Source organism: Streptomyces sp. NPDC029164, from assembly GCF_055563995.1.
In genome coordinates, this window is sequence record NZ_JBVHWW010000063.1 from 1 (window position 1) to 22,559 (window position 22,559).

The 22,559-nt window shown below is 71.5% G+C and carries 18 protein-coding genes; 7 read left to right on the forward strand and 11 right to left on the reverse strand.

The genetic code is table 11. From position 1 onward, the window contains the following. Positions 1–205: 205 nt before the first annotated feature. Positions 206–355 (forward strand): hypothetical protein, encoded by a 150-nt coding sequence (locus tag ACZ4VT_RS35895; protein WP_467955568.1) that lies wholly within the window; start codon positions 206–208, stop codon positions 353–355. Between the two features lie 585 nt (positions 356–940). On the opposite strand, the gene ACZ4VT_RS35900 is transcribed toward ACZ4VT_RS35895, so the two are convergent. The 3 genes from ACZ4VT_RS35900 to ACZ4VT_RS35910 all read right to left on the reverse strand — a co-directional run bounded on the left by ACZ4VT_RS35900 (position 941) and on the right by ACZ4VT_RS35910 (position 2,384). Next, the gene (locus tag ACZ4VT_RS35900) at positions 941–1,384 is read right to left on the reverse strand and encodes a DUF2267 domain-containing protein (RefSeq protein ID WP_467955569.1); all 444 of its coding nucleotides are present in this window, start codon (positions 1,382–1,384) and stop codon (positions 941–943) included. A gap of 52 nt (positions 1,385–1,436) precedes the next feature. Then, positions 1,437–1,832 (reverse strand): DUF2267 domain-containing protein, encoded by a 396-nt coding sequence (locus ACZ4VT_RS35905; protein WP_467955570.1) that lies wholly within the window; start codon positions 1,830–1,832, stop codon positions 1,437–1,439. A gap of 117 nt (positions 1,833–1,949) precedes the next feature. Then, positions 1,950–2,384, reverse strand: coding sequence for an Hsp20/alpha crystallin family protein (locus tag ACZ4VT_RS35910; protein WP_467955571.1), 435 nt, complete (start codon positions 2,382–2,384; stop codon positions 1,950–1,952). Between the two features lie 128 nt (positions 2,385–2,512). Between ACZ4VT_RS35910 and ACZ4VT_RS35915 the strand changes: the two genes are divergently transcribed. From ACZ4VT_RS35915 to ACZ4VT_RS35930, 4 genes are all read left to right on the forward strand, one after another. After that, a complete protein-coding gene (locus tag ACZ4VT_RS35915; protein WP_467955572.1) occupies positions 2,513–3,181 on the forward strand; it encodes an HSP18 transcriptional regulator in 669 nt (222 codons plus the stop codon). A gap of 63 nt (positions 3,182–3,244) precedes the next feature. Further along, on the forward strand, positions 3,245–3,643 hold the full coding sequence (locus ACZ4VT_RS35920; RefSeq protein ID WP_467955573.1) for an STAS domain-containing protein: 399 nt from the start codon (positions 3,245–3,247) through the stop codon (positions 3,641–3,643). Between the two features lie 407 nt (positions 3,644–4,050). Beyond that, positions 4,051–6,813 (forward strand): IPT/TIG domain-containing protein, encoded by a 2,763-nt coding sequence (locus ACZ4VT_RS35925; RefSeq protein WP_467955574.1) that lies wholly within the window; start codon positions 4,051–4,053, stop codon positions 6,811–6,813. Between the two features lie 494 nt (positions 6,814–7,307). Further along, a complete protein-coding gene (locus ACZ4VT_RS35930; protein WP_467955575.1) occupies positions 7,308–9,032 on the forward strand; it encodes a PP2C family protein-serine/threonine phosphatase in 1,725 nt (574 codons plus the stop codon). Positions 9,033–9,210: 178 nt separating this feature from the next. Here ACZ4VT_RS35930 and ACZ4VT_RS35935 read toward each other — a convergent pair whose 3' ends face one another. Then, positions 9,211–13,548, reverse strand: a complete 4,338-nt coding sequence (locus tag ACZ4VT_RS35935; protein ID WP_467955576.1) for a cation-translocating P-type ATPase — start codon at positions 13,546–13,548, stop codon at positions 9,211–9,213. 961 nt (positions 13,549–14,509) lie between these two features. On the opposite strand from ACZ4VT_RS35935, the gene ACZ4VT_RS35940 reads away from it, so the two are divergent. Then, the gene (locus ACZ4VT_RS35940; protein ID WP_467955585.1) at positions 14,510–14,902 is read left to right on the forward strand and encodes a CBS domain-containing protein; all 393 of its coding nucleotides are present in this window, start codon (positions 14,510–14,512) and stop codon (positions 14,900–14,902) included. 326 nt (positions 14,903–15,228) lie between these two features. On the opposite strand, the gene ACZ4VT_RS35945 is transcribed toward ACZ4VT_RS35940, so the two are convergent. Beyond that, on the reverse strand, positions 15,229–15,891 hold the full coding sequence (locus ACZ4VT_RS35945) for a response regulator (protein ID WP_467955577.1): 663 nt from the start codon (positions 15,889–15,891) through the stop codon (positions 15,229–15,231). Next, positions 15,888–17,015 (reverse strand): sensor histidine kinase, encoded by a 1,128-nt coding sequence (locus ACZ4VT_RS35950; protein WP_467955578.1) that lies wholly within the window; start codon positions 17,013–17,015, stop codon positions 15,888–15,890. Before ACZ4VT_RS35950 ends, ACZ4VT_RS35945 begins: the two co-directional genes overlap by 4 nt. A gap of 197 nt (positions 17,016–17,212) precedes the next feature. Here ACZ4VT_RS35950 and ACZ4VT_RS35955 point away from each other — a divergent pair, with 197 nt between their 5' ends. Continuing rightward, positions 17,213–17,635: a DUF6223 family protein gene (locus tag ACZ4VT_RS35955; RefSeq protein WP_467955579.1), complete on the forward strand. Its 423-nt coding sequence runs from the start codon at positions 17,213–17,215 to the stop codon at positions 17,633–17,635. Between the two features lie 70 nt (positions 17,636–17,705). On the opposite strand, the gene ACZ4VT_RS35960 is transcribed toward ACZ4VT_RS35955, so the two are convergent. The 5 genes from ACZ4VT_RS35960 to ACZ4VT_RS35980 all read right to left on the reverse strand — a co-directional run bounded on the left by ACZ4VT_RS35960 (position 17,706) and on the right by ACZ4VT_RS35980 (position 22,039). Next, positions 17,706–18,659 carry a sigma-70 family RNA polymerase sigma factor gene (locus tag ACZ4VT_RS35960; protein ID WP_467955580.1) on the reverse strand — a complete coding sequence of 318 codons (954 nt, stop codon included), beginning with the start codon at positions 18,657–18,659 and terminating at the stop codon, positions 17,706–17,708. A 5-nt stretch (positions 18,660–18,664) separates the two neighbouring features. Then, positions 18,665–19,903 (reverse strand): NAD(P)/FAD-dependent oxidoreductase, encoded by a 1,239-nt coding sequence (locus ACZ4VT_RS35965; RefSeq protein WP_467955581.1) that lies wholly within the window; start codon positions 19,901–19,903, stop codon positions 18,665–18,667. Positions 19,904–20,029: 126 nt separating this feature from the next. Further along, positions 20,030–21,301, reverse strand: coding sequence for an APC family permease (locus ACZ4VT_RS35970; protein ID WP_467955582.1), 1,272 nt, complete (start codon positions 21,299–21,301; stop codon positions 20,030–20,032). A gap of 232 nt (positions 21,302–21,533) precedes the next feature. Then, complete coding sequence (locus ACZ4VT_RS35975; RefSeq protein ID WP_467955583.1) at positions 21,534–21,785, reverse strand: type II toxin-antitoxin system RelE family toxin; 252 nt, start codon at positions 21,783–21,785, stop codon at positions 21,534–21,536. Beyond that, entirely contained in the window at positions 21,782–22,039 is a 258-nt protein-coding gene (locus ACZ4VT_RS35980) for a type II toxin-antitoxin system Phd/YefM family antitoxin (protein WP_467955584.1), read from the reverse strand. Before ACZ4VT_RS35980 ends, ACZ4VT_RS35975 begins: the two co-directional genes overlap by 4 nt. Between the last annotated feature and the right edge of the window lie 520 nt (positions 22,040–22,559).

Sequence of the window (22,559 nt, forward strand, 5' to 3'; positions counted from 1 at the left end):
AAACGATTCGTCTGCTGTCGTTACCCCTTCCCCATGGAACGCGTGGGGGGCCCCTGGTCCCGCACGCCACCAGGGCCCCGAAGGAACTGCATCACCATCTGCCGGCCCTAGTACTGCGCCGGCCTACTGTTTCCGCGGACCTGACCTGAACTCGGCCGGGGTCGCGGGGATCGCGGTTGCTTGACCGGAGACCACCTCACTATCGATGTCCTGCGGTACCCGGGCTCAGGCTTCCGCCCGGGCGATCCTGATGGCGCTCGGCTCCTCCGTTCTTCCCTCGGTGATCAACTGCTTACTCAACGGGGACTGCGTACTGCTGGTCCTGCTCCACTGCGTACTGCTCAGTGGCCTGTGACAGCGCCACTCTTCGGCAGCCAGCCCCGTTGCCCGTCCTGCGTCTGCTCTGGCTTGGAACCCCACTGCCGAACTTCCCGGTGCGCGCGCCCGCAGCCGACGCCTTCACCGAGGTGCTGCTCACTGACTTCACTGCTGGGTACTGCGCACTGCACTTACTTACGGGTACTGCCACTACGGCGGCCCCTGATCACTGCGGGCCACCCGGTCCGGTCGTCAGTCCCGTCGCCGTCCTGCAACAGCCCTGGCTTCGGAACTCCACCACCGCACCGTCATGCGCACTGCACTTACGGGTACTACGTGTACTGCGGGTACTGCGGGTACCGCTGCCCGGCAGTTCGTCTCTGCCGGGCCTTCTGTCTCTCTGGCTACGAGAGAAACCATAACCACGCCACCGCCCAATGTCTACTCCGGCCGCCATAGATTTTCGCGTGTTCGACGGTGAGGTAATCGGCCTCGAACGCGGCCTGCATCTGCTGGGGGGGGCAGCCTCGGCTCGCCATTGCGGAGCGTGCGGCAGCCGAAGTCCTGCCGAGCGGCCTCTGCCGGGTTCGAGGGCTCTGCCGCGACTGCTGCGAGGGCGGGATCAGGCGGCGGGCTGGGGTCGGCGCAGTTCGGCCTGGCCGAAGAGCAGCGCGTAACCGTCCGGGAGCCGGTGGAGGATGCGGGCGAGGAGGCCCGGTCCGGCGAGGCGCGCCACGACGGCGAGTACGGCGCCGGTGTCCCACCGCGCGGTTGCCGGTGTGCCGCCGGCGCGGGCGGCCATGTCTTTGACGAAACCCCAGCCGGTGAGTTGTTCGGTGTCGGGGATCTGGCCGGTCAGGGTGAGGGCGGCCTCGACGGGCAGGCACTGTGCGAGGTCGACGCGTTCGTCGCCGGTGATCTGGCGGCCAAGGGCGGCGAGGACGGTGCGGACGGCTTCCTCGGCGCGCTCGCGGGTGGGGTAGGCGCCCTCGTAGCGCACGCGTTCCAGCATCTGGTCGAACGTCATGGCCGTCAGGGGCGGGTTCGCTCGAGGCTGGTCGTACATGGTGCTGCGGTTGCCTTTCTCTTCGAAGGTTCGTTCCGGCCGGTGCCGGCGGTCAGACGGGCTGGGGATGGCCGAAGAGGAGGTCGTACCCGGGCGGGAGCTGGAGCAGGACCTCGCGCATGAGGACGTCACCAGCGGCGGCGGCCACGGTGGAGAGGACCGCGCCGATGTCCCACAGGGCCGTCTTCTCAGTTGCGCCTTCGATCCAGGCCGCGGTCGCGCGGACGAAGCGTTCGGGTGAGAGCGGTTCCGCGGCCTGCAGGGGGTTGAGGAGGATCAGGGCGTACGTCTCGGGGAGCCGGGCGGCGAGCTCGGCTCGCACGGTGCCGACCAGGTGCGCGCCCAGCAGGGCCAGGACGACGCGGGCCGCCCGTTCGGCTTCCGGCAGGGTCGTGTACTCGCCGCGTTCCTGGACGTGGGCCAGGAACGCCTCCCGGCGCATCGGCATCACGTCACCTCCGGGAAGGGGTGAGGGTGAGGGTGAGGGTGAGGGTGCAAGGGGGCGCGGAGGACGGGGTGCCGGAGGGGGTCGGTTCCCCGTCCTCCGCCGCTGGTGCGGGAGTGTTCAGCCGGAGATCTGCTTGCGGCCGGACTCGCCACCGATGCTGATCTTGCGGGGCTTGGCGCGCTCGGCGATCGGGATCCGCAGGGTCAGGACACCCGCGTCGTAGTCGGCCTCGATGTGCTCGGTGTCGAGTGTGTCGGCCAGCACGATCTGGCGGGAGAAGACACCGAGGGGCCGCTCGGAGAGCTCCATCTGCACGCCGTCGGACTTCCCCGTGGGCCGGCGCTCGGCCTTCACCGTCAGCATGTTCCGCTCGACGTCGATGTCGATCGCCTCGGTGCTCACGCCGGGGAGGTCGAAGGCGATCACGTACACGTCACCTTCGCGGTAGGCGTCCATCGGCATCACGGACGGCTTCGACCACGTGCCCGACGCACCCGACAGCTGCTGGACGATCCGGTCCATCTCGCGGAACGGGTCGGTGCGCATCAACATCGCGAAACACCTCCAGTTGGTTCAGGCAGGAACTGCCCATGCGCTTCAACGTGCTTCCGTTGTAACATGTCATCGAAGTGATGACAAGCAGGCAGTCATCGAGAGGATGACAGACGACGGAGAGTGCCATGAACGAGGCCGAACCCACGCCCACCCAGGTCCACTTCCTTGCCGCCGCAGCGGCGCTGGAGACCATCGACCAGGCGGTCAGGGAGGCCCAGCGACCCTCTGACGAATCGCTGACCGCCCCGGCGGGGCTCACGCCGGATTCGGGCCCGCGCCCGGCTCTGGCCGCACTGCTGATGCTGCGCGAGGTCCGTGAGCAGCTCGCCGGCTGGGAGAGCGGGCTGATCGAAACCGCCCGCGGGCAGGGCGCGAGCTGGGCCGACCTCGCCGGGCCCCTCGGGGTGGCCAGCCGCCAGGCCGCCGAACGCCGTTACCTGCGACTGCGCCCCGGCGCCGCCGGAAGCACCGGCGAGCAGCGGGTCCAGGCCACCCGCGACACGCGCGCCGCCGACCGCACCGTGAATGGCTGGGCCCGTGACAACGCGGCCGACCTGCGCCGGCTCGCCGGCCAGGTCACCGCCCTCACCGGTCTCCCCGCCAGCGCCGATGCCGTCGTCGGCGACCTGAACCTGGCCCTTGCCGACAACGACGTCTCGCGCCTCGTCCGGCCTCTGGCCGACGCCCGGCCCCATCTGCGGCCGGGGGACGCCGAGCTCGCCGAACGGATCGACGCCCTGACCCGGCACGCCGACCAGCTCCGTCAGGACACCCACGACCAGCGCAGCGTGTGATCCGCACCCCGAACCCTCGACCGGCGTCGGGACCACGCCCGTCGACTCAAGGAGTGATCCACCATGCCCGAACACCCTCCCCGGGAGGCCGGCGGCAGCGGCGTCGCCGTGGACGACTTGCACCACACGGTCGCGGTCCGGCCCGTCGGAGAGATCGACATCGAGACGGCGGCCTCCCTCCGGCTCGCCCTCACCGAAGCTCTCGCCCACGCCTCGCCGGGCAAGCCCGTGGTGGTCGACTGCAGCCGCCTCACCTTCTGCGACTCCTCGGCACTCAACGCGCTCCTCACCGCGCGACGGGCAGCTCAGGAGACCGACACCGTCATCCGCCTGGCCGCCCCCAACCACCAGCTCCAGCGCCTCCTGGAGATGACCGGCGCCCTGCCCCTCTTCCCCGTGGACGCAGACCCGCCGGCCGACGGCCACCTTCCGACGGGACACCCCGACGGCCTGCCTCGCTAGACGGGCCTGTGGCGTTCAAGCAGTGACCGGCGTACGGCGTACCGGGTCGCCTTTCCTGGCCACAACCTGCGGCACGTGCCGGGCGCGGTCAGCCTGGGACAGCTCCACCCAGGGCCCGCCCGGCCGCGCTCCGCCCGCTCGGACAGCCGGACATCCCGGCCGAGCCCGCGGCGCCACCAGCCCCGCCACCGCCGCGCTGTGCCACCAGACCTGCGGCGGGTGACCCAGTGCCCCGGGCGTAGTCCGTCGGGGGGTGCTTCGGCACGGCGCGCGGCAGTTCGGAAGAAGCAGAGCGGTCTTTCCGCTAGACACCGGCGCATGGTCATCGGCTCTTGCAGGACGACGACCGCCCGTTGGCGATCCGCGGGCGGCACCGGGCTTCCGAAGCGGTCCGAAGGGGGGAGTCCATGTCGTTGAGACGGCCTCCCGGAGTGAACCGCAAGGGACTCCTCGCGGCACGCGGCCGGCCGCGTGCCCTGGTGCTCGCGCTCGCCGTCGCACTCGCGGTGGTGGCGCCGGCCGGTGTGGCGGTCGCCGAGCCGCGTCCCGACGTCCCGCCCACGGCCGCCGACGCGTCGCGGGCGGACGGCGAGGGAACGCTGGAGCGGGTCCTGGTGAAGCGGCGTGTGGACGTAAAGACGCTGCCGCGGCCGAAGCGCTCGACCGAGACGCAGGTTGAGCCGTACCTCGCGCCTCCGGAGCGGACGGCGCCCGAGGGACCGAAGCGACAGGCGAGTCTGCCGGTCACCAGCGCGTCCCTGACCCCGAAGGCCACGAAGGCCGGGGCGTGGCCGAAGGCGGTGCCGTCCACGGCCGTCATCCAGCGGCTGAAGACGTTCCCCTCCCTGGGGGACGTGGACAACGCTGTTCCTTCCGACGCGCAGCTCGCGGTCGGCCCCACCCACATCGTGGAGTTCGTGAACCGTTCGGGCCAGATCTACGACAAGGCGGGCACCGCCGTCGGCACCCCCTTCGACCTGGGCGCCTTCTTCGGGTTCGCGGCGAACACGGGCGGTGATCCGCGCGTGCACTACGACGCGGGCTCCGGCCGCTTCTTCGCCGCGTACGAGGGCCTCCTCGCCGGCGGCGACGAGGTCGACGTCGCGGTCAGCGACACCTCCGACCCGCGCGGGAACTGGACCGTCTACATCGCCGGCAGCAACACCGCCAACGTCCTGCAGGACCAGCCGAAACTCGGCTACTCCAACGACAAGGTCACGCTCAGCTGGAACAACTACGACCGGGCAACGACCCCCCGGACGTTCCTGGGCGTGGTGAGCGTGGTCGTCAGCAAGGCGGACCTGCTGGCCGCAGGCACGATCGATCTGACGACGTTCGGCCAGGACAACACCGTGTTCCAGGTCGTCCCGGCCGTCTCGCTGTCGGGCGTCAACGACCAGCTGGCGATGGAGCACGACCCGCGCGACCCCACCAACGTGGTGGTGCACACGTTCACCGGCGTGCCCGGCGTCAGCCCGGTCAACCAGACCGAGAACACCATCGCCATCGGCGCCGCCGCCGCACCGCCGGACGCCGCCCAGCCGGCCGGAGGTGACGCCACCATCGAGACCAACGACGACCGGATGCTGTCGGTCGCCTGGCAGAACAACCGCCTGTGGGGCGTCTTCAACGTCAGCTGCACCCCCGTCGGCGACACCGCGGTCCACGCCTGCCAGCGCTACATCCAGATCTCGACCGGCGGCACCCAGACCCTGGCGACCAACCTCGACCTCGGCATGGTGGGGGGAGACATCTACTACGGCTCGCTGACGCTCAACGACGAGGACGACCTGTTCTCCGGATTCACCGCCTCCTCCTCCACCATGTTCCCCACCGGGGTGGCGATCGGAGTGCCGTCCGGGAACTTCCCCGCGAACACGTTCGGCGACTTCTACGCCGCGGGCACCCAGGCCTACGTGTGCAACTGCGTCGGCGGGCCGCGCTGGGGCGACTACTCGGGCACCGCCCGCGACCCGGCCAACCCCAAGGACGTCTGGACCGTCCAGCAGATCGGCGGCCTCGCCGGCGGCGGCTGGGGCACCGCGATGGACCGCGTCACGCTGTCCCCGCCCACCGTCACCGGCGTCACCCCCGACCACGCACCCGAACTCGCGCAGTGCGTGAACACCGTGACCGTGCGCGGCACGGAATTTCCCACGAGCGGCGCCACCGTCAACTTCGGCTCCGTGGCGGCCACGAACGTGAACGTCATCGGGCCCGAGGAACTGACCGCGCAGGCGCCCCCGCAGGCGCGGGGCACCGTGGACGTCACCGTGACAAACGCCAACGGCACCAGCCCGGTCACCGCAGCCGGCCGCTTCACCTACGACCCGGACACCTCCGCACCCGCTACCTTCGCGAGTATCTCGCCGACTCCGAACGGCGCCGGCTGGAACACCACCAGCCCCGCCCTCGTCAGCATCGGCGCACTCGACGGATCCTGCGGCTCCGGCGTCCAGAAGATCACCTACAGTGCGAGCGGCGCCCAGCCGGCCGGCTCCACCGACGTCCCCGGCGCGGCCGCCGCAGTCGCCATCACCACCAACGGCGTGACCACGGTGACGTACACCGCCACCGACGCCGCCGGCAACACCTCCGCACCGCAGACGATCACGGTACGGCTCGACACCGCCGGGCCGGTGATCACCATCGTGCGCCCGGTGGCCGGCACCTACCTGTACCGGCAGCCGGTCACCGCGTCCTACTCGTGCACGGACGCCACCTCCGGGCTGGCGAGCTGCGTCGGTACGGTCCCCAACGGCAGCCCGATCAACACCTCGACGCTCGGTTCGCACACGTTCACGGTCAACGCCAGGGACGTCGCCACGAACCCGTCCACCAAGAGCGTCACCTACAACGTGGCGTACCGGATCTGCCTGCTCTACGACCCGAACCGGCCGACCCGCCTCCTCGGCCAGGTCGTGATCAGCCTGCGGATCTGCGACGCCAACGGCAACAACCTCTCCAGCTCCAACATCACGCTGACGGCCGCCCGTATCACCGGCCCCGTCACCAGGCCCGTCACCGGCCAGTTCAACTTCAACGGCCTGTTCCGCTCCTACAGCCTCCCCGTCAGCACCCGGAACCTGCCGAACGGCGACTACAACCTCGAATTCACCATCAGCGGAGCAGACACCACGACCCACGTGGCACCGTTCACGCTGCGCTGAAACCACGAGCTCCCCGAGCTCCCGTCGCAACGCACCGGCCCGGCCCCGGCCCTCGGGGCCGGGCCGGTGCGCGTCAGGAGGTATCCGGGACGGCACCGGCCTCCACCGCAGGGCGCTGCCGGGCACGCGGCGTGTTCCAGCGGGATGAGGGTGTCCACCGTCGTCCAGCGGCCCTCGGTGGCCGGCTCGCGGCCACCCGGGTGACCGCGCACCTGCCCACGGCCGGGTACTGCTGCGCCGCGTGCGTGCCCGCGCGAGGATGCACGGGCCGGTTCCCCGTTCTTTCGCGGCTGGAGTTTTCAGTGCTACCGCGCTCAAGGTGTTCCTCCCCGACGTTCACGTCCACCTCTCCGCCAGGCGGGCCGACCAGCCGGAGTACCGAAGGGGCGGCGCCCTGGCCGGCTGAGGCCGCTCCAGCTGCCGCGGTCGCTGTCGCTGTCGCCGAGCCAGGCGGGCGATCCTGTACGTGCCCGCTACCCTGCCGGTGATGACATATGAGCCCGTTGATCCCCCAGGACCCCGACACGCTCAAGCAGCACCTCGCACGTGAGGTGAGAGCCTTGCGGGAGGCCGCCCGTCACGGGGCCGGCGTCCGGCTCGACGAAGGCCCCGGACCAGCCGGGGCGGTCCCGGCGGCCGAGGGCGAGGAGTTCTGCTCGTGCGGTACCGGAGGGCCCGGGCACGGCTGCGGTGACGAAGGCGAAGGGCACGACCCGTGGGAGTGCATCTGCGCGACCCTGCCCGCCATCCCGGTGTCGGCCGCGCTGCTCACGCCGTTGCGCGACGAGGCTGGGCGGACGGTCGACTTCACGGTCAAGGCCGGCAACCACGTCCGCGCGGCCGAGTGGCTGGAGGCTCCCGACCGCCAGATCGGCCGACGGCTGCTCGAAGTCCAGCCCGGGGCGGCGGTCGGCGGGCTCGTCGAAGCCCTGGACTCCGTCCTGGGCACCGGCCGCGCCCTCAAAGGGCACGCCCTGGACTACACGGAGCAGCGCAGCGACGGTCTGCACCGCACGAAACTGCTGTACGACGCCTCGTCCTGCGGCGGCAAGGTACTGGCGACGTGGCGGGCGGCCCACAACCGCATGGAACTGCTTTCGCTCGACGCCCAGTACATCGCGTCCATGGGCTGGGGTACGTGGGACCTGCTGTCCGGCGAGGTCGCGTGGTCGGAAGGGCTGTCCTCGATCTTCCGCAACGATCCGTCCCGGCCCCTGTCGCTCGCCGAACTGTGCGACACGGTCCTGCTGGACGACGTACCGCGCTTCGGAAGGTTCCTGCTCGCCCTGGTCGACGGAGAGGAGCCCTCGGGGACCGAGATCCGCTTCAGCGTGCTCGGGGAGGTGCGCACCCTTCATCTGGTGGGACATCCCGTGATCGCGACCGACGGGCTTCCCTGGTCGCTGCACGTCATCGCACGCGATCTGACGTCCCAGGTACGCAGTCGGCAGCGGCTCGCCGCGACCAGGAGGCAGTCCGACCGGCTGCGGGAGGAGGCGGCCGCCGAGCGGCGGGTCGCCGCTGCCCTGCGGGAGGCCCTGCTCCCCACGCACTCCGCCGAGCTCGCCCAGGCGGGCCTGTCCGTGGCCGCCGCGTACCTGCCGGCGGAGACGGACGCGGCGGTGGGCGGGGACTGGTACAAGTGCCGCCTGCTGCCCGACGGACGGATCCTGCTCGCCATCGGCGACGCCTGCGGCCACGGACTGAGCGCGGTCGCCCGGATGGCGCAGCAGCGGCACGCCCTGGCGGGCCTCGCCCATGCCCCGCAGACCCATGCCGGCCAGCTGACCACCTGGCTCAACGAGCTGCTGTGCGCCGACCCGGCCGCCGAGACCGCGACCGCGATCATCGGGCACATCGACCAGGAGCGGCGGTTCCGCTGGGCGTGCGCGGGTCATCCGGCGCCGCTGCTGCTGCGCGAGGGAGCGGCCTCGGTGCTGGACACGGAGCACCGCGGCCCCCTCTTCGGGCTGCTGCCCGGGCACGAGTACGAGACCACGACCACGGACCTTCTCCCCGGCGATCTCCTCCTGCTCTACACGGACGGCATGGTCGAGCGCCGGGGCGAGGACATCGCAGACAGCATCGACGTCCTGCGCAAGGTGCTGGCGGGCTGCAGCGGGCTCGGTCCCCAGGACACGCTCGACCGAATCATGGACGCGTACGCGCCCGAGGAGCATGAGGACGACACGTGCCTGGTGGCTCTGGGCATCGGCTGACACCCGGGAACGCACGACGCGCCCTGGTCGGGCCGGGGGCTGCTCCTTCGTCCGGTCGACGTACGTGGACCTCCTCTTCGGCACCAGGCCGGTTGCGACGGCCGCAGCCAGCCGGCCGCCGCCCGCCGCCCGCCGCCTGAGGCAACGCTGCCGTAGCCGGCCGGCCCCGTACCGGCCGTCACTCCGGCCGCTTGAGAGCTCCGTCGAGAAGCGTCATGGCGTCGTGGGCCTGGGCGCTTTCGTGCGGTGGTGTGTCCTTCTCGTGCTGTTCCCGCGGGGCCGGCGGCGGTTCGTTCCGGGCATCGGCCGGCGCCTGGTCGGTGGTGTCGGGGATGAGGCGGGAGATGAGCAGGGGTGCGAAGAAGTGGCCGAGGAGGGTGGCGGTGGTGATGGAGGAGAGGGTGATCGTCCAGGCGACGGGGCCGAGCGGGGTGCAGCCGAAGAACTGGCTGGGGCCGGGGGTCTGGATGATGGCGGCGAGGACGGCTGCGGAGCCGAGTCCGGCGATGATGACGTTGCGGTCTGTGCCGCCGGCGATCAGGGTCTGGGCCAGCTGGGTGCCGACGACGGCTGCCAGGGAGACGGTGGAGGCGCGGCGGCCGCGCCCGGTGAGGCGGGCCGCTGTCCAGGCGAGGCCGGCGCCGGCCGCGGTGATGACGCCGCGGAGCAGCATTTCCTGCGTGAGTGAGACGCCCAGGGAACGGTGGGGGCCTTCGGCGAGGAGGCGTTCGCCGGTTTGTTCGGAGGGTTCGCGTACAGCGATGGCCAGGGAGGGGGCGAGGTCGGTGAGGAGGTTGACGAGCATGATCTGGCGTGCGTTCAGGGGGGTGCTGCCGGTGATCGCGGAGATGAGAACGCTGAAGGTGACTTCGCCGAGGTTGCCTCCGATGAGGATGGCGAGGGCGGCGCGGACGGATGTCCACATGGCGCGGCCTTCCATGAGGGCCGCGACGATCGTTTCGAGTCGGTCGTCGGTGACGACGAGGTCCGCGGCCGCGGTCGCGGACGGTGTGCCGCGGCGGCCGAGGGCGATGCCGACGTCGGCGAGGCGGATGGCGGGGGCGTCGTTGGCGCCGTCGCCGGTCATCGCGACGACGCGGCCGAGGCGCTGGTAGGCCTGGACGATTCGTACTTTGTGGCTGGGGCTGCAGCGGGCGATGACGTCGACGGTGGGCAGCAGTTCGTCCAGAGCGTCGTCGTCCATTTCGTCGATGTCCGGCCCTGTGCAGACCCGGGGTTCGGCGATGTCGCTGATCGTCGAGGCGATGGCATCGGCGGTGGCGGGGTGGTCGCCGGTGAGCATGACGGTGTGCACTCCGGCTTCGCGCAGGCGCGCGGTCGCGGGCGCGGCGCTGTCGCGGACGGGGTCGGCGAGGGTGAGGAAGCCGAGGAAGACCAGGTCCCGCACGGTGTCGTCGGTGAGGTCCTCGCCGGCTTGCATGCGGCGTTCGGCCACGGCCAGGACCCTTCGCCCCGCTGCCGCGAGTTCCTCGGCTGCCGCGGCGAGGGCACTGCGGGCGGTGTCGTCGAGGTCCGCGTCCCCGTGGGGGTGGCGTCGGCGCGCGCACCGGTCGACGACGTTTTCCGGGGCTCCCTTCACGCTGAGGAGAGCGCCGCCGCCGGTGTGGCCGGAGGTGGCGTGGTAGGCCCGGGCCGGCTCGAAGGGGAGAGCGTCCGTGCGGCGCCACCGTGCGGCTCCCGTGCGCGTGGTGACCCGTGCGCGGCGGGCACCGTCGACGATCGCCCGGTCGGTCTGGTGGGCCATCGGTTCGGCCTGCCGCGCGGGCGGGCTGGCGCGCAGGGCGGCGGCGAGGATCTCTTTCCCGGAGGGGCCGAGCTGGCCGAGGGGGGTCGTGTTCTCGCCGTCGCTGACGCCGGTGAGCTCCAGGGTGCCTTCGGTGAGGGTTCCCGTCTTGTCGAAGCAGAGGATGTCGGCGCGGCCGAGCGCCTCGATCGTGCGGGGGTTGCGGACCAGGGCGCCGGCGTCGGCGAGGCGGCGTGCGGCGGCCAGTTGGGCGGCACTGACCAGGAAGGGCAGGCCTTCGGGCACGGAAGCGACGGCCAGGTTGACGGCGGAGGACAGGTTGTCGGTCAGGGGACGGCCGTGGAGGAGCCCGGACAGCGACACGGCGACGGCGGAACCCAGGGCGATGGGCACACTGGCGCGGGTCAACGACGAGAGTCGGGTCTCCACACCGGTCTCGGGGGCGCCTTGTCGGGCTGTGGCCAGACTCCGTCCGGCTTCCGTGGCCGACCCTGTCGCCACGACCACCGCCGTGGCCCGTCCGGCGGAGACGGTGGTGCCCTCGTAGAGCATTGAGCGGCGTTCGGTGAGGTGTGAGGCGACCACGGGGGCCGGGTCCTTGCTGACGGCGAGTGACTCGCCGGTGAGGGAGGATTCGTCGACTTCGAGGCCTTCGGCTTCCAGAAGGCGGCAGTCGGCGGGCACCACGTCTTCGGGTCCCACCGAAATGACATCGCCGGGAACCAGGTCGGCGGAGGTGACCAGACGCTCCCGTTCCTCGCGTCGCACGCGGGCACCGATGGCGGACTGGGCGAACAGCTCGGCCAGGGCCCGGTCGGTGCGTACGCGCTGGAAGCCGCCGACGAGGGCGGAAACGGCGGTGATGGCCGCGACGAGTACGGCGTCCGTCCGGGATCCCACGGCCGCGGACAGCGCGGCGCCTGCGGCGAGGATGGGCGTGAGCGGATTCGACAGTTCCTCCACGAAGGCGTGGGGCAGGGTCAGCCTCGCCGGTTCGCCGCCTTGGGCGCCGGAGCGGCGGGCGGTGGCTTCCTGCCGGGTGAGGCCCTCCTTACGGCTGCGCAGCCGCTCCAGTACGCGGTCGGTGGGCATGAGGTGCCAGGGGGTGCTGGTGACCGGCGGGGTCAGCGGGCGGCTCATCAGCTGCCGGGCCCGCCAGGCGCCCATGCAGAACGCGGCCGCACCGGCGGTGTTGCTCACTGCCAGCACCCGGGCGGTCGCTCGCCAGGCAGGACCTTGCAAGGCGGCCACCGAAGCGATCCCGCTCCCGCCCGCGGCCAGGTGGTGGCTGTCGCGGTCCACCACCGCGGCGACCCCGGCGGCGTCGACGATCAAGCCGGCTGCCTCAAGGTCTGTCCCGACCAGGAGGTGAGCACCCCACGGCGTGTACTCGTCCTCACCGTGGGTGCCGATCGCGCAGTCGGCCGCGGCCAGGGCCGCACGGTTCCCGGAGATCAGCAGTACGACAGCGCCGTCGGCCTGGAGAGCCCGCACCGAGGCGAGGAGGCCGTCTCCTGCCGGAACCACGGCATCGGCGAACGCGGGACCGTCGCCTTCACGGTCGGATGCCACCACGACCCGCGCCCCGGATCGCCGTGCTGCTGCGGCCACGGCCTCGGCCCCGGGGGCCGACTGGGTCCCCAGCCCCACCACCGCCCGCAGACGCCGGCCCTGGGCCAGCCCGAGGACCTTCTCGCTGCCGTGGCGTCGTAGCCGCTTGGCCGCCTTGCCGCCGGTCCGGCCTTCGAGGTCCAGGCCGTCCAGCGGTCCCAGCACCCAGTCGCCGTCCTGACGGACGGCCAGCGGCTCGTCGGAGTCGAACAGCGCGAACAGCCGCTCCGATGCCTGCTCGGGCTCGGGCTCCGCATCCCCGACAAGCTCCAGATCCACCGGCTCGAACCGGCTGCCCCGCAGGGCGTCGTCCTCCAGCACGATGGTGTCCACCTGGCCCAGGCGGCGCAGGACCGTCCGGTCCATCGTCACCACTCCGCGCAGCGCCAGGTACCGGCCCAAAGCCGTGGCGAAGCCCTCCCTCCCCGCCGCGGGCGCCTTGGGTACGGCGGCCACGGCTACGGCGACCGCCTTGCGCACACCGGCGAACGGCAGGGTGAGGAGACCGGCGGCGAGACCCGCCGCCATCGACCGCTCCGCGTACCGGTCCGCTCCGTCCTGCGGAGTGGGGCCCGGCCGGGCGGCCGTCGCGGCATCGGCTGCGGCCTCATCCGGGCCGCGGACCAGCCTGGATTCACCCTTACGCCATGCCGCGTCCTCAGCGCTCGCCTCCCGCCACACCGCCAGGCGCTGCAGCACGTCCAGGGCGAGCCCGCCGCCGCCTGTCGCCAGGCCCTGCGCCAGGGCGCCGATCACCGGCAGCAGCGAGGCGGAGTGCTCGTCGGTTCCGGCGTCCTCGACCAGATGCCGAAGCCGCGGGTGGTAGCGGACGGCGTCGATGGCGGCGGCGATCTCCGGCGGCAGCCCGAACGGGGCGAGCCGCCGCAGTGTCACCAGAGCAAGTCCCAGGGTGTCCGCCACCAGCGCCGGCACAGCCGGGTGCGGCGGACCTTCCGCGGGGTGATGCGGCTCGGGCTGCCACGCGTCGAAGGCCTGGGCATCGGCGGTGTGCTCGCCCTCGGCCGCCTTCACCAGCTCGACCAGTTCGCTCTGCGGCGGAGCCGGCGACGCGACGGCGATGATCACCCGTTCCATGGGCGCGTTCACCCGCGCCCACAGCACTCCCGGATGCTTTTCCAAGGCCCGGCGCACCCGCTCGGCCACGTCCGCTCCCCCAGCGCCGTGCACTCCGGACACAGCGGCGTAGCACCGCCCCGGCGTCCACGACACATCCCGGCCGGGCCCGTCGAGCAGCTTCTGTGCCGCTTCCCACAGAGCTCGTGCTCCTACGGTCACATGGGAGGCGGCTTCCGTGACGATCGGGCGCAGGAAGGGCGGCGTCCACGGCGGCGAGGCGGGCTCCGGCGGCATGGACCGTTCTCCTCGCATCCGAGCGGTGTACGCATCGACCTTCACAGGCAGTCTGATCGACGCCGGAAGGAGGAGCGAGGCGAGGTAGGCCTATCGGAGATGCGCCAGCCGCTGCCCGCCCCGTAGCGCGTTCCCACCCCGGCTCGTCGGGGCGAAGGCCTTCGGCCGGCATCCTTGGGGGCCCTCCCCGGCCCTCCCCGGCCCTCCCGCCGTCCGGTGGCAACGGGCACCTGTCCCCGGCCAAGGCAGCTATAAAAGCCCACAAACCGGACAGAGGAGTAGGAGGAGCTGTCTCATCGAAGCAAGCGAGGCGATTGCCGTGACCTCCCACCCGACTGCAGCCGGCATGCCGAACGACCAGTTGATGGATGCCTCACCCCAGCCCGGCTCGGATTCATCCGCACTCCAGCAGCGCACGGTTACTTTCACCCTGCCCTCCCTCGGCAAGGTAGGGAGCGAGGCAATGAACGCCGCCATGCTGCCCGTCACCGTCGCCCGCCAGGTACTCCCGGCGAAGAAGGGCCTCCCGCTCTACCTGGGCCTGGGAGTGCTTGCCGCTGCCGACGTACTGGCCTGGCCGGTCGCCGCCGGTATCGGCCTCGGCTATGCCGTCCTGCGGCACGACGGCGGCGTCCTCTCCGAACCCGTCGGCACAGCCCCCGGCACCCAGGCCACGCCTCGGCCGGATGGACGGGAGGACGAGCCTGGCGTGATCACCGCGCGCATGCTCATGACCCCCGACGTCACCTGTATAGGCGCCAACGAATCCGTCCAGGTTGCGGCGGAGAAGATGACGGAATTGGGCGTCGGGTCCCTTCCCATCTGTGGTACCGACGAAAAACTCAAGGGAATGCTCACCGACCGCGACATCGTCGTGAAGGTCCTCGGAGCTCAGAAGGACCCCGCGCAGGTCAAAGCCGGGGAATTCGTTCAGGGAGAGGTGGTGACGGTCGCCGCCGACGACACGGCCGACGAGGTCCTGCGCATCATGAGCCAGCACAAGGTGCGTCGTCTTCCCGTCATCGACGGCCACGTGCTGGTGGGCATCGTTTCCCAGGCGGACGTCGCCCGCGCACTGCCGGACCCCAAGGTCGGCGATCTCCTCGAAGACATCTCCACCTGACCCCCGTGAGCGGCCACCTACGGCGTACGGCCGCTCACGCCGGAGAGGTGATTCCGATTCGGAATGCCGCTTCCACGTGGCCAGGAGAGCAACGATCGACGCATCGCGTTGGTGCGGGCACCCCCTTCGGCGGTCGGCGGTCGCTGCGGATCTGGCTGCCTGGGAGGAAGCAGTAGGTCAGGGAAAGCAGGAGCCTCGGCCCTGCCGAGCCGGCCTGGTTCGCATGCCGCGCCCGCAACCCCTCGGCGCGGCCCGTGACCGCCAGTCTCCCGCGCCTTCATGACAACGGCATTCAGCGAATGCGGTCCAGGTGTTGCTGATGGAAGTCAGGAGTTGCGTGGGGTTACCAGGCCGGATTCGTAGGCGAGGATCACGAGCTGGGCGCGGTCGCGGGCTTGGAGTTTGGTCATGGCCCGGTTGACGTGGGTCTTCGCGGTCAGTGGGCTGATCACCATGCGGTCCGCGATCTCGTCGTTGGACAGACCCTGCGCGACCAGGACGACGGCTTCGCGTTCGCGGCCGGTCAGCTCCCCCAGCGCCGTGCCCGTGTCGGTGGGGAGTGGCTGGGTGACGTACCGGTTGATGAGTTTGCGGGTGATCGAGGGTGCGAGGAGGGCGTCGCCGCGGGCGGCCACGCGTACGGCGTGCAGGAAGTCCTCCGGCACGATGTCCTTGACGAGGAATCCGGCCGCGCCGGCGCGCAGGGCGTTGAAGACGTACTCGTCCAGACCGTAGTTGGTCAGGACGACGACGTGCACCCCGGCCAGAGCCGGGTCGGCTGCGATGCGCCGGGTCGCCTCGATGCCGTCGAGGACCGGCATCTGGATGTCGATGAGTGCGATGTCGGGCAGGTGCTCCCTGGCGAGCTCCAGGCCCTCCTGCCCGTTGGCGGCCTCGGCCACGACCTCGATGTCGTCTTCGAGGTCGAGGAGCGCGCGGAATCCACTGCGGATGAGGGGCTGGTCGTCGATCAGCAGGACACGGATCATGATGCTCGCTCCACGGGGAGTTCGGCCTGGACGGTGAAGCCGCCCCCGCTGCGCGGTTCGGTGCGGAGTCGGCCGCCAAGGGCGGTGACGCGTTCGCGCATCCCCAGGAGCCCGATGCCGGGCTCCGGCGCACTGTCCGGCGTGGCTTTGCCGTCGTCGTCGATGCGGATCGCGAGGGTGTCCGGCCGGTAGTCGATGTGGACCGATGCCGTCCCGGCGTCCGCGTGACGGGAGATGTTGGTCAGCGATTCCTGAACGACCCGGTAGGCGGTCCTGCCCACTGCGGTGGGCACGTCGTGCCGCTCTCCCTCGATCGTCAGCGTCACCTCCAGGCCGCTCTTGCCGGCCCGCTCGACGAGGTCGGGGACGTGATCGAGCCCGTGCGGCGGGGTGGTGTCGTCGTCGCGCAGCGCCTCCAGGGTCGCGCGGAGCTCCCGGGACGCCTCCCGGCCGGCCTCCCGGATCGCCAGCAGGGCCTCCGGTACCGGCTGACCGCGCTTACGGGCCACGTGGACGGCGACTTCGGACTGCACCTTGATGACCGAGATCTGATGGGTGAGCGAATCGTGCAGCTCCCGCGCGATATGCAGCCGCTCCTCGTCGGCGCGGCGCCGCGCCGTCTCCTCGCGGGTGCGTTCGGCTTCGTCAGCCCGCTGCTCGGCCTGCCGCAGGGCTTCGCCAGCGGCGCCGGCGGCGATGAGCCAGGCGATCTGGAGGGCGCCCCGGGCCTGTGCGAACGCCTCGCCCGTGTCGTGCAGGCCCGAGGCGAGGGCCGCGAGGGGGAGCGCGGCCAGCACAGCCACGCTCACCGCCACCGTGACGATGCGGTGTCCGGCCCGCATGGCCGCGTACACCGCGAAGAGGAACGCGACGGCAGCCACGTCGAACCCCGCCGCCTGGTACCCCACCGCGCAGAGCCCGGTGACGGCAAGGACGGCGACCGGAGCCCGGCGGCCCGCGGCCAGCGCCAGGCCGCCCACCGCCAACAGCACGTAGCCGAGCAGGCCGAGTCCGGTGGAGGAGTGCTGCCCCGACAGACCGGTGACCAGCAGCGCCGCCGCCACGCCTACGGCGATCAGCCAGTCCCTGACACCGGCCCGAACGCGGAACCGTCCTTTGCTCATGCGCGCACCGTAGCCGGAGGCTGCTGCGGGCGAATCCCGCTCGCGGACGAGCGGCCGGCTACCACGCACGCAGTAGCCCGGCTGCAGCTGCCGCGTCCGTGGTAGCGCGAAGTGCCTGCGCCTGCTGGACGACTGGCCAGGGGCCCGGCCGACATGCTCGAACCACATCCAGTCGTGGGAAGAGAAGGAGCACCCTGATGTCCGCTCGTCGCCTGTCCGCCGCCTCCGCGACCGCCTTGCTCGCCGGGCTCGGTCTTGCCACACCAGCGACAGCGCACGCCTCGGTCCAGCCGGTCGCCGTCGGCGTCACCGAGTTCGGCCTCGGGAGGCTCGGAGCCACCACCGGCGGGGTGCTGGGGCTGGCCGCGGTGGTCATCGCTGTGCTGGCGTTGACCCGTCCCGCCGGTCGTCTCGGCATCGTCAGCGGTTCTTTCGGGGCCACGGCGGCCGTGGTCGCGGGGCTGATCGCCATGGCTCTCGGCGGGCTGGTCGCGGCCACCGCCGACGGTGGGCTCGGCACCGGCAACGGGCTGGGTGGCGCCTACGTGGCTCTGCTGCTGGGGCTGATCGGCACAGTGCTCGGCTGGCGGGCTCTGTCCCGCTCCCGCCGCACCGGCTGACCGGCGCGGTCACGCCCTGCCGAGGCAGCAGCAGGGTACGTACGACCGGAGGCCTGGTCAGTCGAGCTGGTCACCACGCGGCGATGACCGGCGCGTCCGGTTCGTGCTGCCGCCAGGCCTCGTTGAGGCGCCCGAGCCGGACCGCTGCGCCGATGCCGCGCAGGGACGCGACCTTCCCGTCACGGACTTCGAACGCCACGGCGCCCACCACCCGGTGGTCGACCACGGCGAGGACGGCCGGGGAGCCGTTGACCCAGGCGAAATGAAACGTGGGCGCGCCGCCTGCCAGCCGCCGCTTCGCCGGCGTCGGCTTGAAGCCGGCCCGCACGTAGGAGGCAACCTGCTTGGGCGTCGTGTACTGCAAGAGCCGCTTGGCCAGCCCGGCGCCGTCCGAGAGTGCCATCACGTCGTCGGTGAGCAGCGCCACCAGCCGTTCGGTACGCCCGGACGCGGCGGCGGCGAGGAATTCCTCGACGACCCGGCGCGCGGACGCGGGGTCGGCCTCGCCGCTGCGGCGGCGCTCGTCGGCGACCCGGGTCCTGGCCCGGTGGACGTGCTGCTGGCTCGCGGACTCGGTGATGTCGAGGATCCGGGCCATCTCGGCGTGACTGTAGGAGAAGGCCTCGCGCAGGACGTAGACGGCCCGCTCGAGGGGCGAGAGGCGCTCCATCAGCGCCAGTACGGCCAGGGACACCGATTCGCGCTGCTCGAAGGTGTCGGCAGGGCCGAGCATCGGGTCGCCCTCCAGGAGCGGTTCGGGCAGCCAGGCGCCGGCCGCTCGCTCGTGGCGCACCTGTGCCGAGCGGAGCCGGTCGAGGCACAGGTTGGTGACGACCTTGGTCAGCCACGCTTCCGGCACGTCGATCCGTTCCCGGTCGACGGCCTGCCAGCGCAGGAACGCGTCCTGTACGGCGTCCTCGGCGTCGGAGGCCGAGCCGAGCAGACGGTACGCGAGCGAGGCCAGCCGGTTCCGGCTGGCCTCGAACCGACTGGTGTCGAAGCGGTCACTGACGGTGCTGTCCATGTGGATCACCCTAGGCGGCTACGCGACCGCCTTGCCGGCCGGGCATCCGGCGCGTACGGGACCGTGTGCGCGGCGGACGCGTCCGGTGCGGTGGCCAGGTGGCGCTTGCGCTTGGGCATGCAGAAGGTCGGGTGCGAGTTGGTCCACAGCGACATCCTGAGGATGCCCGCCTTGATCCGTGCGGCCTTGCGGCCGCCCATGTACTTCGGCTTTGCCTGTCCTTCGTGGTCGACCATCTGCAGGATCCCGTCCTGCCGGCCGAGGCTGATGTGGTTGCCGGGGTAGTCCAGCTTGACGTGTCCGATCCTGCTGCCGGTGAGGCGTCCCACGATGGCCTTCATGGCCTGCATGCCGGTGTAGCCGGCCGTAGCGCAGGACATCGGCAGCGGCCGGCCGTTGTCGCCGATGGCTTGGACGCTGTCGCCGGCGGCGTAGACGTTCGGGTGCGAGAGCGAGCGCATGGTGCGGTCGACGACGATCCGGCCGTTCTCGGTGACCTCCAGACCCGCGGCGGCGGCTATCGGGTTGACCGCGAACCCTGCCGTCCACACCGTGGCGTCGGATGCGAGGGCGGTGCCGCCGGCGCACAGGACCCGTGTCGTTTCGACGGCTTCGACGCCGGTGTGCTCCAGGACGGTGATCCCCAGCCTGTCGCAGGCCAGACGCAGGTGGCCGCGGGCTCCGGTGGAGAGTTGGGCGCCGAGCTCGCGGCGGGCGATCAGCGTCACCGACAGGCCGGGCCGGGATTCGGCGATCTCGGTGGCGGTCTCGATGCCGGTCAGCCCGTCGCCGACGACCACCACCCTCCCGCCTTCCCGCAGGCCGTCCAGACGCTCGCGCAGGCGGAGCGCCGAGGGCCGGGCGGCGACATCGAAGGCGTGCTCGGCCACACCGGGGACGCTCCGGTCGTCACCGTGGCTGCCGAGCGCGTAAAGAAGCGTGTCGTAGCCGAGTTCCTCACCGCCGTTGGCGCCGGCCACGGTGACGACCTGGCGCTCGGGGTCGACGGCGGTGACACGGGCCAGGTGCAGCCGTATCCCCGTGTCCGCGAAGATGTCGGCGAGCTTCTGGGTTTCGATCTCCTGGCCGGCCGCGACCTGGTGCAGCCGCAGCCGCTCGACGAAGTCCGGCACGGCGTTGACCACGGTGATCTCGGTGTCGGCCGGGGACAGGCGGCGGGCCAGGTTCCCGGCCACGTAGGACCCGGCATAGCCGGCACCGAGGACGACGATGCGGTGCTTCATGTGGTGCTCCTGTCGGTTCGCTCCGCTGGGCTGTCGGTGACTTGAGCGGGACAGGGACCCGATTCCTGACAGGAATCGAATGTGACGTGAGTCACAGATCGAGAGCACCGGTGGCGTGGTGAGCGGTCAGGCCTTGCGGGCGGTCACCGCGCGACGTACCGCGTAGGCAGCGGCTCCGGCGGCCAGCACCGCGGCGCCGGAGACCACCGAGGAGGCCGGGAGGGCGAAGGCGAGGACGAGGCAGCCGACCAGCCCGACAACGGGGATGAGCCGCGCCGGTCGGCCCTCGTCCGGGGCGAGCGTCCAGGCGGAGGCGTTGGCGATGGCGTAGTAGGCGAGCACTCCGAAAGAGGAGAAGCCGATCGCCCCGCGTACGTCGGTGGTCGCGGCGAGTACGGCGACGACGGCGCCGACCACGAGTTCGGCGCGGTGCGGCACCTGGAACTTCGGGTGGACGGCGGCCAGGGTGTGGGGCAGGTGCCGGTCGCGGGCCATGGCCAGGGTCGTGCGCGAGACCCCGAGGATCAGGGCGAGCAGCGAGCCGAGCGCGGCCACCGCGGCGCCCACCCGTACGACCGGCGCCAGCCAGTCCACGCCTGCGGCGCGCGTGGCATCCGACAGCGGAGCCGTCGCGTCCGCGAGCCCCTGCGGGCCCAGCACGAGCAGGACGGCAACGGCCACGGCCGTGTAGACGACCAGGGCGATGCCGAGAGCGAGCGGGATGGCCCGCGGGATGGTGCGGGCGGGGTCACGGACCTCCTCCCCGAGCGTGGCGATGCGGGCGTAGCCGGCGAAGGCGAAGAACAGCAGGCCCGCCGCCTGGAGCACCCCGCCGAAGGTCGCGTCGTCACCGATGCCGAGCCGGGCGGTGTCCGCGCCGCCGGAGGTGACCGCGGCGACCACCACCGCGGCCAGCACGCCCAGGACCACGGCGACGATGACGCGGGTGAGCCAGGCGGACTTCTGCACCCCGGCGTAGTTGACGGCGGTCAGCGCCACCACGGCCGCGACCGCGACGGCGTGCGCCTGACCGGGCCACACGTACGAGCCGACGGTCAGTGCCATCGCCGCACAGGAGGCGGTCTTGCCGATCACGAACGCCCATCCGGCAAGGTAGCCCCAGAATTCGCCCAGCCGCTCCCGCCCGTAGACGTACGTACCTCCGGAGGCCGGGTAGCGGGCGGCCAGGCGCGCCGACGACATGGCGTTGCAGTACGCCACCACCGCGGCCAGCGCCAGGCCGACCAGCAGCCCCGACCCGGCCGCACCGGCCGCCGGAGCCAGGGCCGCGAAGATCCCCGCCCCGATCATCGACCCCAGGCCGATCACCACGGCATCGAACACACCCAGGTGCCGCTTCAACTCGCCCGTGCCCGCAGGCCCCGACACCGCGCCCATCACTCGCTCCCCGACCACACTCCGGCAGGTGTACCGGCGCACCGTATAGGAACAAAGCGACGAGTCGGGGACCGCGCCCGGCTGGCAGGCACGGTAACAAGGTGCTACCCGGCCCTGGAGGAATGGCGCAGCCTGCACATACCGGCTGCCCCGACCGGCCTGGCGCAGGCAGCGCGAAGGCCGGACCCTGGCGCGCGACCGGTCCGGCCCTTCGCCTTGCGCGTTGCGGGTGTCAGCCGAGGCGGCCGAGGTGGATGACCACGATGGTGACGGTGGCATCGGTGATCTCGTACAGGACCCGGTATCGCCCGACATGCATCCGGCGCAGGTCAGCGGAGCCGTACTCGGCGCTGCCCTCGGGGCGAGGCTGCACGGCGAGCAGGTCGACGGAGTCCATCAGCTGCCGCAGCCCGTCGGGGTCGTCCTTGAGGAACCGGGCGGCCGCGTCAATCGCGGCCTCGTCCCAGATGACCGCGTACGTCAACCGCGCTCCAGCCCCAGCCGGGCGCGGACGTCGTCGTGGGCAACGCCTACCGCGGCGGTGCCGGCGCTCTGGCGCTCCCGGTACAGGGCCAGAGCCAGGGCGTCCTCCAGGTCGGCGAGTTCCTGAGGGTTGATGAGCACGGCCGCGGGCTGGCCGTGGTCGGTGATGGTGATGCGTTCGCGAGCGTGGGACGCGCGGCGTACCAGCGATCCGAACTTGGCACGCGCTTCGGTGATCGGCAGAGTCTCACTCATGTACAGAACTGTACACTTCATGCCGCTTGTGAGGAGAGTGGACAGTGCTCCGCACGCGAGGCGGCAGCGCCATGGAGGATGCAGTGGGGTGAGGGATTTGCGACTGCCCTGATGGCCCGGCTTGTCACGCCCCGAGTTTCCGTGCCGTGACCCCGGGCCTGTGCGTGTGGGGCGCAAAGTGAGGACGCCGAAGTGCGGCTGCCGGGCAATCCGCCCACCACATGCCCCTCCGGGGTTCGCCGACGGGGTCCCTGTGGGCAGCCCAGTCTCCGGCTGGAGTCTGGGGGTGATCCCGCGGGCAGCTGGGTCGCAAGCGCAGTTCTGCCGACGCTTGGGGGCCTGTCACGCGGCTGTGACAGTCGGCGGACAGCGTCGTGAAGTGCGGAGGTCAGTCTTTTAACAGAAGGACAAACCAGACATTTCGTCACAGTCCTTCGAATCTTCCCCCCACCCCCCTTTATTTGGAGTAATCCTCATGGCTCGCACTTCTCGGAAGCAGCGTTTCTCGATGTTCGCCGTC

What these genes read in the sequence shown, in the direction of transcription:
- ACZ4VT_RS35895 (WP_467955568.1), top strand. Translation starts at nt 206, where the DNA reads ATGTCCTGCGGTACCCGGGCTCAGGCTTCCGCCCGGGCGATCCTGATG.
- ACZ4VT_RS35900 (WP_467955569.1), bottom strand. Translation starts at nt 1,384, where the DNA reads ATGTACGACCAGCCTCGAGCGAACCCGCCCCTGACGGCCATGACGTTC.
- ACZ4VT_RS35905 (WP_467955570.1), bottom strand. Translation starts at nt 1,832, where the DNA reads ATGCCGATGCGCCGGGAGGCGTTCCTGGCCCACGTCCAGGAACGCGGC.
- ACZ4VT_RS35910 (WP_467955571.1), bottom strand. Translation starts at nt 2,384, where the DNA reads ATGTTGATGCGCACCGACCCGTTCCGCGAGATGGACCGGATCGTCCAG.
- ACZ4VT_RS35915 (WP_467955572.1), top strand. Translation starts at nt 2,513, where the DNA reads ATGAACGAGGCCGAACCCACGCCCACCCAGGTCCACTTCCTTGCCGCC.
- ACZ4VT_RS35920 (WP_467955573.1), top strand. Translation starts at nt 3,245, where the DNA reads ATGCCCGAACACCCTCCCCGGGAGGCCGGCGGCAGCGGCGTCGCCGTG.
- ACZ4VT_RS35925 (WP_467955574.1), top strand. Translation starts at nt 4,051, where the DNA reads ATGTCGTTGAGACGGCCTCCCGGAGTGAACCGCAAGGGACTCCTCGCG.
- ACZ4VT_RS35930 (WP_467955575.1), top strand. Translation starts at nt 7,308, where the DNA reads ATGAGCCCGTTGATCCCCCAGGACCCCGACACGCTCAAGCAGCACCTC.
- ACZ4VT_RS35940 (WP_467955585.1), top strand. Translation starts at nt 14,510, where the DNA reads ATGACCCCCGACGTCACCTGTATAGGCGCCAACGAATCCGTCCAGGTT.
- ACZ4VT_RS35945 (WP_467955577.1), bottom strand. Translation starts at nt 15,891, where the DNA reads ATGATCCGTGTCCTGCTGATCGACGACCAGCCCCTCATCCGCAGTGGA.
- ACZ4VT_RS35950 (WP_467955578.1), bottom strand. Translation starts at nt 17,015, where the DNA reads ATGAGCAAAGGACGGTTCCGCGTTCGGGCCGGTGTCAGGGACTGGCTG.
- ACZ4VT_RS35955 (WP_467955579.1), top strand. Translation starts at nt 17,213, where the DNA reads ATGTCCGCTCGTCGCCTGTCCGCCGCCTCCGCGACCGCCTTGCTCGCC.
- ACZ4VT_RS35960 (WP_467955580.1), bottom strand. Translation starts at nt 18,659, where the DNA reads ATGGACAGCACCGTCAGTGACCGCTTCGACACCAGTCGGTTCGAGGCC.
- ACZ4VT_RS35965 (WP_467955581.1), bottom strand. Translation starts at nt 19,903, where the DNA reads ATGAAGCACCGCATCGTCGTCCTCGGTGCCGGCTATGCCGGGTCCTAC.
- ACZ4VT_RS35970 (WP_467955582.1), bottom strand. Translation starts at nt 21,301, where the DNA reads ATGGGCGCGGTGTCGGGGCCTGCGGGCACGGGCGAGTTGAAGCGGCAC.
- ACZ4VT_RS35980 (WP_467955584.1), bottom strand. Translation starts at nt 22,039, where the DNA reads ATGAGTGAGACTCTGCCGATCACCGAAGCGCGTGCCAAGTTCGGATCG.